Genomic DNA, 13518 nt, shown 5'->3' with positions numbered 1-13518 from the left:
CTTTAAGCACCGTTCAGTCGCTATAAAACAAATGAGAAATGCAGGGAAGAAATTGATGACACGGTTTACAAAGCCCATCCCCTTGATCGGGGCAGGTATTTTGGCAATGGCGCTGGCGGGCTGCGCCGCCACGCAAACGCCAGAGACGGCACCCACCCAAACCACAGTGAACAGCAGTGCGCCGCTGTTGCCGTCAGCGCTGTTTGCGGGCACGGCCGAGCGTTTTCAGGGCTGGCACTGCACACCGGCCAATCAACACTTAGTAAGTGCCACCAACGTGCAAGACTTGCGGCTGTGGTCACTGCATGGCGCCTGGCGCCTGCCCCAAGCGGTGGTGGCCAGCGGCGCACACTATCAGGACGGCGACATCAGCTTCTGGAACCGCGGCGATGAGGCCCGCGTAGAAACGCCACGCGGCCAGTTGAAGTGCACGCTGAGTGAAGAACGAGCTGCTATTACCCGTGCAGAGAAGTCAGGCGTTATGTTCTGGGCGCAGGGCAATGAACCCGGCTGGAACGTGGCGTTAGCTCACGATGCACCGACGCTTACCCTGCAGCTCAACTATGGGGAAGAGCGTATTGAGCTACCCTATATGGTCAGCGTGATGGACAACGCAGCGGGCCGGGTAGTGCTTGAAAATGCTCGCGTGGAACCTTTCTTTCGCCTGCGCATTGAAGCGGCGGCCTGTTTTGACAACATGAGCGGTCAGCCTTTTCCTGCCCGGGTAACGCTCACCTACGAAGACGAACAGTATAGCGGCTGTGGACAAGGGATCGCCCCCTGATGCAGCGGCTAGCAGCGGTATACAAACCGCTCGACTCGCCAATGCGATGCTACAAAATCACTAGCACATAAGGCCGTTACGTCGCCCATCGCACGCTCAGCAAGCCTTGAAAGGGTGGCAAGGCTTATTTCCTGAGGTGCTTCCACCGCTTCGCTTCTGGCCACTGGAACCCAGCGGTTATCTTCCCGCGTGGCAAGCGTAAAACTGAACGGATGAAAGCCTGGAAAACCCAGGCGAATATCGGTTGCTACCAACGTTTGCCTTTCGTTAATTAAGCGCATGTCGTAGCGCAGGAAGGGGCCGGTAAACCACGTCAAGCGCTGGCCCAAGGGGCCTGACAATGCGTCCTGTTCAAGACCTGAATTACGCCACAGCGCTTCTAGCTGAGGCAGGCGGGGTGAATCAAAAACACTGATCAAACTCTCGTAGTAGCGGTCTTCACCCACTACCGTGGCCCGCCAGAGCAAAATATTGAAGGGTGTTGGCTGAATGAGAAGCGGCATTTGTGTAAGCCCCTGCTCTACAAGCGCGGGTGCCAGGCGTTGTTCCACGTTCCATTTGGCACCTGCCGCCAGGGCCAGATAAAGGCTCGAAGCCGTCAATCCCCATACGCAGTATTTGTACACCCGCTGAGAGGTCAGGCCCGCTCCCAGGCCAATCAAAAGCGCCAGGGTATAAACGGGGTCGATGATAAAAATGATCGGCCACGCAGCGGGCAGCGTGTTCAATGGCCAGAAAAGCTGAGTGCCGTAGGTCGTAAGCGCATCAAGCAGCGGGTGAGTCACCAAACATAGCGCAAAAAAGCACCACCAGCGGAGCAGGGTAATATCCCTGGCGGGAGCAAAACGCTTGCACAATAAGGCTAACAGCGTCGCAAGGCCCGTGAGGACAAATAAGGAGTGGGAAAAGCCTCGGTGTTCGGTCACATTGGTAATTGCATCGCCATAATCAAGCACTACGTCAAGATCGGGCAGGGTGCCAAGCAGTGCGCCAATCAGCACAGCTTTGCGGCCCAGGCGGCGGCCTAATACCGCTCCACCCACAGCGGCGCCTAATGCAGCCTGTGTGATCGAATCCACTGGTTCCTCCTCGGGTGCGCGCTAAGATAATCTCTTGGTATTTACTATACAAAGTTACTGGCTTTATTCTTGTATGTCACATAGTCGTCAAGCATTAGGCAATTTTCTATTCTGCGCGATATTATGAGGCAAGCGTACACTAGAACCATCATCACTAAAGGAGTAGCTGCATGCAATATTTACATACGATGGTGCGCGTTAAGGATATAGATGCCTCATTACACTTTTACTGCGACTTGTTGGGGCTTAAAGAGGTACGTCGCAAGGAGAGCGAAAAGGGCCGGTTTACGCTGATCTTTCTCGCCGCACCGAATGATGAAGAGCGTTCAGCCCAGTTAAGCGCACCTGAGCTTGAGCTGACCTACAACTGGGACCCTGAAGAGTACACTGGCGGGCGCAACTTCGGCCATCTGGCCTACCGTGTTGACGATATCTACGCCCTATGCCAGAAGTTTCAGGACAACGGTGTGACCATCAATCGGCCGCCTCGCGATGGTCATATGGCGTTTGTTAAATCGCCTGATGGTATTTCCATCGAGCTTTTGCAGAAAGGAGATGCGCTGCCTCCTCAGGAGCCATGGGCTTCCATGGAAAACAGCGGCAGCTGGTAAGCGAAAGGTGATGGATATGTTCATGAAGAGACTACGTCCACGCACTGGTCTGCTGCCTGTACTGGCACTAGCCACTCTGTTGCTCAATGCGTGTAGCAGCGCGCCCGGGCCACAGTTAAACGATGCATCGCAGAGCACAGGCTTATCAGGCCCGGTGGTGGGTCAGCGCTGGAATTTGCTGCTGGTAGGTACCGATGAGCGGCTATCGTTTGCGGAAACGCCATTTTTCACGATCTCGAAGGATGGAAAAATGACTGGCTCTGATGGCTGTAACCGTTTTACAGGCCAAGTAAACCTGGGGGAAAGCCAGCGCATCGACGTTAAGGAACTTGCCACCACGCGCATGGCCTGTCCGCAAATGGCCGATGCCAAGCGAGTAACGGATATGCTGGATACCGCTTACCGCTATTTAATTGATCATGACCGGCTGGTGTTCTTCGGTCCGGATAGCCGCGTCCTTGGTGGCTGGCGCAAAGCGCACTAACGCTAGGCAGGTTAATGGCTCTCAAAGCCCTACATGCCTGCATAAGCGGGCATGTGGGGCTTTTATGCTCTACTCATAAGCGATATTTAATGGTGGTTCTGCAATCTATGAAAGGCGCTGTCGAAGAAGGCGGCCATACGCTCGATCAAACGGGTAATGTGCGCGTTGTATAGCATCCAGGGGAGCACTACCTGACGATGTTTCCTAACTCGCTGCCGCCATTAGTAAGGTAACCAAAACAGTTGTAGTGGTCATAAAAACGCCCGGCTCCGCAAGGAGCCGGGCGCGTTAGAGCCTATGAGCCAGGGCGAGTTTTACAGCGCCTCGATCTTGGCCCGCTGTTCTTCCAGCAGTTTCTTGGCAGACTGGAACTCGGCAAGTTTACCGCGCTCTTTCTCGACAACGGCTACCGGGGCTTTAGCGATGAAGCCATCGTTACCCAGCTTTTTCTCGATGCCGCCAATCAGCTTGTCCTGTTTTTCAATCTCTTTGGTTAAGCGGGCAAGCTCGGCATCTTTATTGATCAGGTCGGCCATGGGCACCATCACTTCCATATCACCCACCAATTGAGTAGCTGAAAGCGGCGCGTCCTTGGGGTTTTCAAGCCAAGTGGCACTTTCAAGCTTGGCAAGCTTGGCCAGGAAGCGGCGGTTTTGCTCCAGACGCTCGGCGTCTTCAGGCTGGCCCTTGGTCAGCAGCACGTCCAACGGCTTGCCGGGGGCAATGTTCATCTCGGCGCGGATATTGCGCACGGCGATAATGACGCCTTTCAGCCACTCGATATCCCGGGTGGCCTGCTCGTCGATCTTGCTCTCGTCGGCTACCGGCCAGGCCTGCAGCATCAGAGAAGCACCTTCGCCCATAAACGTACCTGCCAGAGGCGATACGCGCTGCCAGATCTCCTCGGTAATGTAGGGCATCATCGGGTGGGCAAGGCGCAGGATGGTTTCGAGTACGCGCACCAGCGTGCGGCGGGTACCACGCTTGGCTTCAGCGGAGGCATTTTCGTCCCACAGCACCGGCTTGGAAAGCTCCAGGTACCAGTCGCAGTACTCGTTCCACACGAATTCATACAGCGCTTGCGAGGCATGGTCAAAGCGGTACTCGTCCATCGCTCTGGTGACCTGAGTCTCCACCTTCTGCAGCTCGGAAATAATCCAGCGATCCGCTAGTGAAAGCTCCACTTCGCCGCCATCGGTGCCGCAATCCTCACCTTCGGCATTCATCAATACGTAGCGTGAGGCGTTCCACAGCTTGTTGCAGAAGTTGCGGTAGCCTTCCAGGCGGTTCATATCAAACTTGATATCGCGCCCAGTGGTGGCCTGGGAGAGGAAGGTAAAGCGTAGCGCGTCGGTGCCGTGGGGTTCAATACCGTCCTTGAACTCATCGCGGGTAGCCTTGGCAATTGCCTTGGCCTTTTGCGGCTGCATCATGTTGCCGGTGCGCTTTTCAAGTAGCGCATCCAGCGTAATACCGTCAATCAAGTCGATGGGGTCCAGCACGTTGCCCTTGGATTTGGACATCTTCTGGCCCTGGCCATCGCGCACAAGCCCATGCACATACACGGTCTTGAAGGGTACCTCTCCAGTGAACTTCAGTGTCAGCATGATCATCCGGGCAACCCAGAAGAAGATGATGTCGAAACCGGTCACCAGCACGCTGGTCGGGTGGAAGGTTTCAAGCTCCGGGGTTTTCTCCGGCCAGCCAAGCGTGCCAAAGGTCCACAAGCCTGAACTGAACCAGGTATCCAGCACGTCTTCGTCCTGGGTAAGCACGATATCCGCGCCCAGGCCGTGCTTTTCGCGTGCCTCTTCTTCTGTGCGCGCAACGTAAACGTTGCCTTCCGCGTCGTACCAGGCGGGAATACGATGTCCCCACCACAGCTGGCGGGAGATACACCAGTCCTGCAGGTCGCGCATCCAGGCAAAATACATGTTCTCGTAGTTTTTAGGTACGAACTGGATCTCGCAATCCTCAACCGCTTTAATGGCCGGTTTGGCCAGCGACTCAACGGCCACGAACCACTGATCGGTGAGCAGTGGCTCGATCACATCGCCAGAGCGGTCACCATAAGGCAGGGTGTTGTTAACAGCTTCCACCTGCTCCAGCAGGCCGAGCGCGTCCATATCAGCAACGATCTGCTTACGCGCTTCAAAACGGTCCAGACCCGCGTACTTGGCGGGCAGGCTGGCATCTTCTTCCGGCTGCGGCTGGCCTTTGAGATCGAAGATCTCGGCCTGTTCAAGAATCGTGGCGTCCTTGGAGAAGACGTTGATCAGTAAGTGGTTCTGGCGTTTGCCGACTTCATAGTCGTTGAAGTCGTGAGCGGGGGTGATTTTCACACAGCCCGAGCCTTTCTCCATATCGGCGTGTTCGTCCGCCACCACAGGGATACGCCGACCCACCAGGGGTAGCTCGATAAATTTGCCGACCAGTGAGGCGTAACGCGCATCTTCTGGATTAACGGCAACGCCGGTATCACCCAACAGAGTTTCGGGGCGAGTAGTGGCAACGACCACATAATCCTTGCCATCGGTGGTTTTAACGCCGTCGGCCAGCGGATAGCGGAAGTGCCAGAAGCTGCCTTGCTGCTCCTTGTTTTCCACTTCCAGATCGGAAATCGCGGTGTGCAGGGTGGGGTCCCAGTTAACCAGGCGTTTGCCACGGTAGATCAGCTTCTCTTCATGCAGACGTACAAAGACTTCCTGCACTGCCTTGTAGAAGCCGTCGTCCATGGTGAAGCGCTCACGAGACCAGTCGACGCTGGCGCCCATGCGGCGCAGCTGGCGGGTAATATGGCCGCCAGACTCCTCCTTCCACTCCCATATCTTGTCGGTGAACGCTTCGCGGCCGAGATCGTGGCGCGTTTTACCCTCTTCCGCGGCTACCTTGCGCTCAACCAGCATTTGGGTCGCTATCCCCGCATGGTCGGTGCCTACCTGCCATAGCGTGTTATTACCCTGCATGCGCTTCCAGCGCGTCAGGGTATCCATGATGGTGTCCTGGAAGGCGTGGCCCATGTGCAGGCTACCTGTCACGTTGGGCGGCGGAATCATGATGGAGAAAGGCGCGCCCTTACCCGAAGGGGCAAAGCGGTTATCAGCTTCCCAGCGCTGGTACCAGCGGGTTTCGATCTGTTCGGGTTGGTAGGTCTTTTCCATGGGGAGTCGGCTCACAACGTGCAAAAAAATGGCGACAAGTATAGCGCGATAAGCGCTAAAGCGTCAGGCCCTTGGCGAGTGATGGTTAAGACCGTGCATGGCAATCAGACCCAATACCGGGCCTGGGAGCAGCCACCAGATAACAGTCAGGCTCTGGCTTGACCACAAGGCGGTTACCAGCGCGATAGAGGGAATGGTTAACCCAAAACCAATGGCGTTCATCATGGCCAGCGCCGCGCCCAGCCGTTCGGGCGGGGCATGAGCAGACGCCAGGGCAGAAAACTGCGCCGAGTCAGCAATCACGCTAACACCCCAAAGACCCAAAAGCATCAGTAATAGCCAGGGCGGAAGACTGCCTAGCAATGGATAAGCCAGGCAAAGCGCACCAGAGGTAAACAGTGCCACAAAAGCGACATGGGCGCTGCCTACTTTGCGGCTCCACTTTCCCGCCCACACGCAGCCTGGCAGGCCCAGCGCAATGACCACAAAGGTTAACCACGGTTGAAGGCTCGCTGATGCGTTTAACCGTTCAAGCTCGCGGATAACCAAAAAGGGGACCAGCGCCCAGAAGGCATAAAGTTCCCAGCAGTGGCCGAAGTAGCCCAAAGCGGCTTTGCGAAACGAGCGCTGCTTGAAAGCGCTAAGCCCTGCCCAAGGGCGGCCGCTTCCGGCTTTGGTGGGCAAATGGGGTCCCACGCCTAACCGGTAAATCATCACCGCGGCCATCAGCGCCAGAAGAGAGGCCAGCAATAGCGGCCACTGCCAAGGCAGGGTTAACGTTAAACCGCGCAGCAGATGCGGCGAGGCAATGCCGAGGGTCAACATGCCGACAAGCCAACCCAGCGCGGCACCTGCGTGGCTGGGTGTCCAACTGACGACAAGCTTCATGCCCAGAGGATAGATGCCCGCCAGGCAAAGCCCGGTGGCAAAACGGGCGGCCGCGGCCAGCGTGATGTTCTCTGCAAGACCGATAAATGCCGCGTTGATGAACGCACCGAGTACGGCGGAAATCGCAAACAGATGACTTGCCCGCATGCGGTCGGCAAGGCCGGTAGTAGCAATCAGCAGCGTACCGCTAATAAACCCGGCCTGAACGGCGATAGTTAAAAGCCCCAAGTCGCCCTCGCTCAGCCCAACCGCTGCCTGCAGCGCAGGGCCTATGCCGTTGACGCTGAACCACAGTGAGGTGCCAAACAGCTGGGCGATAACGATCACGGTCAGCGGGTAACGAGCAAACCGTGTGCGAGTGGCGTGTTGAGAAGACATGAAAAGGCTCTTTGGTAATTATTGATGTTTTACAGAGCGCTCTGGCCTAGCCAAGCTTATGCGGCACCACTTCATGGCCGAGCTCTTTGTAGCGCTGCCAGCAGGCGCGCTTGGCGACCAGCACGTCTTGGTGCTGGTTAATGATTTCGGCGATACGCGCGTAGCGCTCAACGCCATCAGGAATTTCGGGGTGCAGATTTAAAAGCGCGGTCTCCTCGATAGGTATTGGCAACTTCTGCCAGCCCAGCGTGACCGGCACGCTGCTTGCCATGTCACTGTCTTCAAGGGCGTGGGGGAGATAGGCGTCTTCGCGAAAACTCCACAGGGCCTTATCGGCTTGCTCGGCCAGGGCCTTGTCTTCGCAGTGGAGGTGCAAACGATAGCCCTTGCGCCAGATGGTTTCGGCCAATTTGCAGGCGAAGGCCAAACGCGCTTCCAGGGTGGTATCGGGGAGAATATAAAAGTCGATGCGCGCCATGGCGGCTCCCGCTCTTTCAACGTTCCAAAGCCGCCGCCATTGTTGGCGGCGGCGGGAGGGTATTACACCAGTTGAGTGAGCCAACCGTGCTTGTCTTCGCTGCGGCCGTACTGCACGTCGAGCAGTTTTTTACGAATGCGCATGGCCACTTCATTGCCGCCGTCGCCGTTCAGGCGAATGCGCTCGTCTTCGGTGACCAGCTCGCCTACCGGGGTGATGACCGCGGCAGTGCCGCAGGCGAATACTTCGGTGATCTCGCCGGAAGCCGCACCTTCGCGCCACTCGTCAATGCTGATCGGACGTTCTTCAGGCGTTAGGCCCTCATCTTTGGCAAGGGTGAGCACCGAGTTGCGGGTAACGCCTTCTAAAATGGTATCGGTGAGGCGCGGGGTGACCAGGCGGCCATCCTTGAAGACAAAAAACAGGTTCATGCCGCCCAGCTCTTCGATCCACTTGCTTTCAGCGGCATCAAGGAATACTACCTGACCACAGCCGTGAGACTCGGCCTCTTTCTGCGCGGCCAAGGACGCCGCATAGTTGCCGCCGCACTTGGCAAAGCCGGTACCGCCCGCGGCTGCACGCTTATAGTGGGAGGAGAGCCAAATGGAAACCGGGCTGATGCCGCCTTTGAAGTAGGAGGCCGCCGGTGAGGCGATCACGTAGTAATCCACTTCGTGGGCCGGGCGTACGCCCAAGAAGGCTTCGGAGGCGATCATGAACGGGCGAAGATACAGGCTGCACTCATCGGTATCGCTTGACGGCGTGGGTACCCAGGTGTGGTCTTGGGCCAGCAGTGCCTTGATGGAGCCGATGAAATCCTCGTCAGTGAGCTCCGGCAGCGCCAAACGGCGGGCGCTGCGGCGGAAACGCTCGGCATTTTTCTCGGGGCGGAAGGTCCAGACCGAGCCATCAGCATGGCGATAGGCCTTGATGCCTTCAAAAATTTCCTGGCCGTAATGCAGTACGGAGGCGGCCGGGTCGAGGGTTAACGGGCCGTAGGGACGCACCTGGTGGCCGTGCCAGCCAGCGTCGACCGTCCAACGGACATTGACCATATGGTCGGTGAAGTATTTACCAAACCCAGGGTTGGCCAGAATGTTGTCACGGATACTGCCAGCCGTCGGCTGGTTGGACGGCAGAACTTCAAATGATGTAGAGCTAGTGGGCACGGCGTGTTTTCTCCGCTAGAGCCAGACCCCGAAGGGCAAATGTAAGCATATGATCAAGAGTAGCGTGCGTCATAAAGGGCTGGCACACGCTAATACTTTCAGATTTAACGGTTGTCGCCCTGAAAGGCAACCATCGAGCGCTCAATCAGGATATTAATTGGCGCTACTTTCTACCTGGGCGTCGGCTTCACGGTCCAGCAGGTATTGCGAAAGCAGACCAACCGGGCGGCCGGTAGCGCCTTTCTGTTTACCTGAATGCCAGGCCGTACCGGCGATATCCAGATGCGCCCAGGGGAAGTGGTCGGCAAAGCGCGACAAAAAGCACGCCGCAGTGATCGTACCCGCCGGGCGCCCGCCGATATTGGCCAGATCCGCAAAGTTGGATTCCAGCTGCTCCTGGTACTCATCCCAAAGGGGCAGGTGCCAGGCGCGGTCCCAGGCCGCTTCGCCCGCTTCTAATAAATCGAGCGCCAAGTCGTCGTCATTGGAGAGCAAGCCAGTCGCGTGGTGACCCAGGCCAACAATCACCGCGCCAGTGAGGGTTGCGATATCCACAACACTTGCCGGCTTGAAGCGCTCGGCGTAGGTCAGCGCATCGCACAGCACCAAGCGACCCTCGGCGTCGGTATTCAATACTTCAACCGTCAAGCCCTTGAGCGTTTTAATGATATCGCCGGGCTTGGTGGCCAGGCCGTCTGGCATGTTTTCTGCCGCAGCGACGATGAAGACCAGGTTAAGCTTGGGCTTGATGGTCAACATCGTCTTCACGGTGCCAAACACGCTGGCTGCACCGCACATGTCGAACTTCATTTCGTCCATGCCTTCGCCGGGTTTCAGCGAAATACCGCCGGTATCAAAGGTGATCCCTTTACCTACCAGAACGTGGGGTGCCTCTTCACGCTCAGCTGCGCCGTTGTACTTCATGACAATCAAGCGGCTAGGTTCGTTGCTACCCCGGCCTACGGACAGCAAGGAGCCCGCGCCCAGCGCTTCCAGCGCTTCTTCGTCGAGAATATCAACCTCTAGCGCGCCGTTGGATGCTCGGCCCAACTCCTCGGCCTGTTCGGCAAGATAGCGTGGTGTGCATACATTGCCCGGCAGGTTACCCAGCGTGCGGGTGTAGTTAATGCCCTGGCCAATAGCGGCGCCAATGCGGGCACCCTGCTTGGCAAGCGTGGCATTTTCAGGCTCGCAGATCAGCGTGAGCGCTTTAAGGCTCGCTAAAGGCGCGGGCTGAGACTTAAACTGGTCGAAGCGGTACACCGCCCGCTCAGCAGCTTCCAATACCTTGCGGGCTTTCCAGTCACTTTCGCGGCTTTCAAGGGGGACATCATTAAACGCGATGCTTGCTTCATCCACAGGCAGTTTGGCAAGCGCCGCCATGGCTGCATCCAGCGCTTTTAAAAAGGCGGCTTCCTGGCACTTTTCGCGCTCACCGAGGCCTACTAGTAAAAGCCGCTCGGCACATAGGCCTGGCGCAAAGGGGATCATCTGAACATTGCCAAGGGCGGCGTCGAAATCGCCACGCGTAAGCAATTGACTAATTAAACGCTCGCTGGCGTCGTCCAGGCTGGCCGCAGTGGGCAGTAAGTGGCTACCTTTAAACAGGGGGATGACGAGACAAGCCGTTTCGGCTTTGGCCGGATTGGCGGTCTGAACGGAAAATTCCATGACGTCTCCAACAAGACAAGCATCGAGGGATTCGGGATAATGCCCCGTACTGAGTGTTCGTTTAGTGTACCCAAGCCATGCGCGCATTGCATGGCATCCTGCATGATTAGCCGGAGAGGGCGTTGATTTTATTTCGGTACTTAACCCGCGAAGTGTTACTCACCATGTCGGCGGTCGCCGGCATTTTGCTGCTGGTCATCATGGGCAGTCGTTTTATCCGCTACTTTTCAGATGCGGCAGAGGGCGATTTTCCGGTCACCATCCTGGGCAGCCTGATGATGTTTCATCTACCGGGCTTTATGGAACTGGTACTGCCGCTGGCGTTCTTCCTGGGGATTTTACTGGCTTATGGCCAGCTTTACATGAACAGCGAAATCACCGTGATGGTCGCCTGCGGCATGAGCCCGCTGCGCCTTTTACGGGTAACGTTTCTGCCCGCCTCTATTGTGGCGGTATTGGTCGCCCTTTGCAGCCTGTGGCTAACTCCGGCCGGGGCGTTGCAAACCGCTGCCACCCTTGAGGAGCAGCGCAGCCGGCTGGATGTCTCGGTACTGGCGCCAGGACGGTTTCAGGATTTCGGTGGTGGCCGAACGGCCTATATCAGTGATTTCAGTAGCGATGGCACCAAAATGCAGGAAGTGCTGGTTCATGAGCAACCAGGTCCTGAAAGCCCGCATAGCTTCGTGACACGGGCAGGGTCAGGCTATCAGGAAACCCGGGTCGAAACGGGCAGCCGCTTTTTGGTGCTGGAAAACGGCGAGCGCTACGGCGTAATGCCGGGGCAAAACGATGCCCAACGGTTGACCTTTGAGCGCTATACCATGCGGCTTGGCCTAAGCCGTAGTCTTCAGGAACTTGATTCGCTCGAGTACGCCACAACGCAGGAGCTGTGGCACGATCCTAACCCGCGCGCCCAGGCACAATTTCAGTGGCGAGCCGGGCTGCCTTTTATGGTCTTCATCCTGGCGCTGCTCGCCCAGCCGCTTTCCCGGGTGAACCCGCGTCAGGGTCGGTTTGGCAAGCTGCTGCCAGCGATCTTTCTATACGTTGCCTATTTGAGTCTGCTGCTGGCGGCGGTGGACGCTATTGGTAGTGGAAGCCTGCCAACAGTAATAGGTGTCTGGCCGGTTCATCTCCTGTTCTTGGGGTTAGGGCTGCTGCTTTTATGGCGCTCACAGCGTAAGGGGATGCGTTAATGTTGACACTGGCCGACCGCCTGGATCGCTATATTGCCCGCAACGTGCTGGGTGCGATTGTTATTGTTCAGTTTGTGTTGCTGGGCCTGGATATCACCATTGCCTACATTGGTGAGTTAAGCAAAGTGCAGCAGGACTACACGGCGCTGGATGTACTGTTCTATCTGTTAATGCGCATGCCATGGCGGTTTTATCAGTACGCCCCCGTAGCGGTGCTGATCGGTGCACTTATAGGCTTGGGTAGCATGGCCTCCAGCAACGAGCTTACCGTCATGCGTGCCGCCGGGCGCTCGCTTGCGCGCATTGTGTGGGGCGTAATGAAGCCGGTACTGGTGGTGGTGGTCGTTGTACTGCTGGTCGCCGAGTTCGTAAGCCCACGTACCGAACAATTTGCCGAAGCGTGGCGTCTTGAACAGCGCCAGGGCGAAAGTGCCCAGCCCGCCAGTCGCAGCGGCTGGCAGTTCGAAGGCGATAGCGTTTACCGGTTCGGTGCCATAAGAGCTGACAATGTGGTGCTTGATTTAACCCGCTATCGGTTTGATGACCGCCGCCTGATTGAGGCTACGCATGCTGATCGTGCGCATTGGGAGCAAGGCGCCTGGCGGCTTGAAAATATCACCACTACGCGTATTTACGAGGACTATACCGAATCGGATACTCAGGAAAGCGCCTTCTGGGAAACGCATATTACCCCTACACAGCTTGAGCGCCTGCTGCGTGATATCGAAAGTCAGGCGCCCAGTGAGCTGTGGGCCTATGCCAACTACCTGCAGGCCCAGGGGTTAAAGGCGGATCAGCCTCTACTGTACTTCTGGCAAAAAATGCTGATGCCGCTCACCATGGGCTCGTTGGTACTGATTGCGGCGTCGTTCGTATTTGGCCCGCTGCGTACCGTGGCGGCGGGCACCCGAGTGTTTTACGGCGTAGTGACGGGGCTTACATTTAAATATATCCAGGATCTGCTGGCCCCGGCATCTACCATTTTTGGCTTTTCTCCCGTATGGGCGGTACTTGTACCCACGCTTGTGTGTGCCTTTGTCGGAGTGTACTTCCTGCGTCGCAATGGCTAGTCCCGTTACTGCCGGCTTGGGGCGCCGGCTGGGCGCCCTAATCTACGATGGCGTACTGGTTCTGGCGCTCTGGCTGGTGATTACCACGCTGCATTTAGCATTTTTCCAATGGATACTGGGTCAGCCTGCTCAAGCTGTAGGCGCTTCTGCGCTGGCGATATGGAGCCTGCGCGGCGTACTGGTGGCGGCTACCACATTTTTCTTCTGCTTTTTCTGGCATCGCGCCGGGATGACGCTGGGCATGCAGGCTTGGAGGCTTCAAGTGCAAACCTCTAATGGCCAAATTCCCTCTCTTAAACAATGCCTGATACGCTGCGCCATTGGCTGGCTCTCGCTGGCGGCGCTGGGGCTTGGGTACTGGTGGGTGATTATTGATCCTCAGCGCCGTAGCTGGCCGGATATGGTCTCTAATACCCGCACCGTTTTGCTGCCCAAGCGTTAATCTGTATATCAGTATTTAGGCAAGTAACGACTAAGTTATTGTATTGGTAGGGTGATTATTAGATGAAAGGCAATCACTACTATTAGGCATCTTTTTTTACTTGATAA

The 13518-nt window shown here is 56.9% G+C and carries 12 protein-coding genes; 6 read left to right on the top strand and 6 right to left on the bottom strand.

What is annotated here, in order from left to right:
• Window positions 1–55: 55 nt before the first annotated feature.
• A complete protein-coding gene (locus ELY38_RS03070) occupies window positions 56–784 on the top strand; it encodes an MliC family protein (RefSeq protein ID WP_127060029.1) in 729 nt (242 codons plus the stop codon).
• A gap of 8 nt (window positions 785–792) precedes the next feature.
• On the opposite strand, the gene ELY38_RS03065 is transcribed toward ELY38_RS03070, so the two are convergent.
• The gene (locus ELY38_RS03065) at window positions 793–1863 is read right to left on the bottom strand and encodes a metal-dependent hydrolase (protein ID WP_127060028.1); all 1071 of its coding nucleotides are present in this window, start codon (window positions 1861–1863) and stop codon (window positions 793–795) included.
• Window positions 1864–2033: 170 nt separating this feature from the next.
• Between ELY38_RS03065 and gloA the strand changes: the two genes are divergently transcribed.
• Window positions 2034–2474 carry a lactoylglutathione lyase gene (gloA, locus tag ELY38_RS03060; RefSeq protein WP_127060027.1) on the top strand — a complete coding sequence of 147 codons (441 nt, stop codon included), beginning with the start codon at window positions 2034–2036 and terminating at the stop codon, window positions 2472–2474.
• Window positions 2475–2496: 22 nt separating this feature from the next.
• Window positions 2497–2958 (top strand): META domain-containing protein, encoded by a 462-nt coding sequence (locus ELY38_RS03055; protein WP_422822306.1) that lies wholly within the window; start codon window positions 2497–2499, stop codon window positions 2956–2958.
• Between the two features lie 314 nt (window positions 2959–3272).
• Here ELY38_RS03055 and ELY38_RS03050 read toward each other — a convergent pair whose 3' ends face one another.
• The 5 genes from ELY38_RS03050 to ELY38_RS03030 form a co-directional block, all read right to left on the bottom strand.
• Window positions 3273–6119, bottom strand: a complete 2847-nt coding sequence (locus tag ELY38_RS03050) for a valine--tRNA ligase (RefSeq protein ID WP_127060025.1) — start codon at window positions 6117–6119, stop codon at window positions 3273–3275.
• Between the two features lie 63 nt (window positions 6120–6182).
• The gene (locus ELY38_RS03045; RefSeq protein WP_127060024.1) at window positions 6183–7385 is read right to left on the bottom strand and encodes an MFS transporter; all 1203 of its coding nucleotides are present in this window, start codon (window positions 7383–7385) and stop codon (window positions 6183–6185) included.
• Between the two features lie 46 nt (window positions 7386–7431).
• Window positions 7432–7863, bottom strand: coding sequence for a DNA polymerase III subunit chi (locus tag ELY38_RS03040; protein WP_127060023.1), 432 nt, complete (start codon window positions 7861–7863; stop codon window positions 7432–7434).
• A gap of 62 nt (window positions 7864–7925) precedes the next feature.
• A complete protein-coding gene (locus tag ELY38_RS03035) occupies window positions 7926–9032 on the bottom strand; it encodes a branched-chain amino acid aminotransferase (protein WP_127060022.1) in 1107 nt (368 codons plus the stop codon).
• 153 nt (window positions 9033–9185) lie between these two features.
• Entirely contained in the window at window positions 9186–10703 is a 1518-nt protein-coding gene (locus ELY38_RS03030; RefSeq protein ID WP_127060021.1) for a leucyl aminopeptidase, read from the bottom strand.
• A gap of 122 nt (window positions 10704–10825) precedes the next feature.
• Here ELY38_RS03030 and lptF point away from each other — a divergent pair, with 122 nt between their 5' ends.
• The 3 genes from lptF to ELY38_RS03015 are packed head-to-tail and all read left to right on the top strand — an operon-like array spanning window position 10826 to window position 13411.
• Window positions 10826–11899 (top strand): LPS export ABC transporter permease LptF, encoded by a 1074-nt coding sequence (gene lptF, locus ELY38_RS03025; protein WP_127060020.1) that lies wholly within the window; start codon window positions 10826–10828, stop codon window positions 11897–11899.
• Window positions 11899–12969 (top strand): LPS export ABC transporter permease LptG, encoded by a 1071-nt coding sequence (gene lptG / locus ELY38_RS03020; RefSeq protein WP_127060019.1) that lies wholly within the window; start codon window positions 11899–11901, stop codon window positions 12967–12969. The genes lptF and lptG overlap by 1 nt, the downstream gene beginning before the upstream one ends.
• The gene (locus ELY38_RS03015; RefSeq protein WP_127060018.1) at window positions 12962–13411 is read left to right on the top strand and encodes an RDD family protein; all 450 of its coding nucleotides are present in this window, start codon (window positions 12962–12964) and stop codon (window positions 13409–13411) included. The genes lptG and ELY38_RS03015 overlap by 8 nt, the downstream gene beginning before the upstream one ends.
• Window positions 13412–13518 lie beyond the last annotated feature (107 nt).

The organism is Vreelandella nanhaiensis (genome assembly GCF_003990185.1).
GTDB classification, from domain to species: Bacteria; Pseudomonadota; Gammaproteobacteria; order Pseudomonadales; family Halomonadaceae; genus Vreelandella; species Vreelandella nanhaiensis.
This window is presented reverse-complemented; position numbering and strand designations above follow the sequence as displayed.

Excerpts from the sequence above, each read along its gene's own strand:
- ELY38_RS03030 (WP_127060021.1), bottom strand. The coding sequence starts at position 10,703 with ATGGAATTTTCCGTTCAGACCGCCAATCCGGCCAAAGCCGAAACGGCT.
- ELY38_RS03050 (WP_127060025.1), bottom strand. The coding sequence starts at position 6,119 with ATGGAAAAGACCTACCAACCCGAACAGATCGAAACCCGCTGGTACCAG.
- ELY38_RS03015 (WP_127060018.1), top strand. The coding sequence starts at position 12,962 with ATGGCTAGTCCCGTTACTGCCGGCTTGGGGCGCCGGCTGGGCGCCCTA.
- ELY38_RS03040 (WP_127060023.1), bottom strand. The coding sequence starts at position 7,863 with ATGGCGCGCATCGACTTTTATATTCTCCCCGATACCACCCTGGAAGCG.
- ELY38_RS03070 (WP_127060029.1), top strand. The coding sequence starts at position 56 with ATGACACGGTTTACAAAGCCCATCCCCTTGATCGGGGCAGGTATTTTG.
- lptG (WP_127060019.1), top strand. The coding sequence starts at position 11,899 with ATGTTGACACTGGCCGACCGCCTGGATCGCTATATTGCCCGCAACGTG.
- ELY38_RS03055 (WP_422822306.1), top strand. The coding sequence starts at position 2,497 with ATGAAGAGACTACGTCCACGCACTGGTCTGCTGCCTGTACTGGCACTA.
- gloA (WP_127060027.1), top strand. The coding sequence starts at position 2,034 with ATGCAATATTTACATACGATGGTGCGCGTTAAGGATATAGATGCCTCA.
- ELY38_RS03045 (WP_127060024.1), bottom strand. The coding sequence starts at position 7,385 with ATGTCTTCTCAACACGCCACTCGCACACGGTTTGCTCGTTACCCGCTG.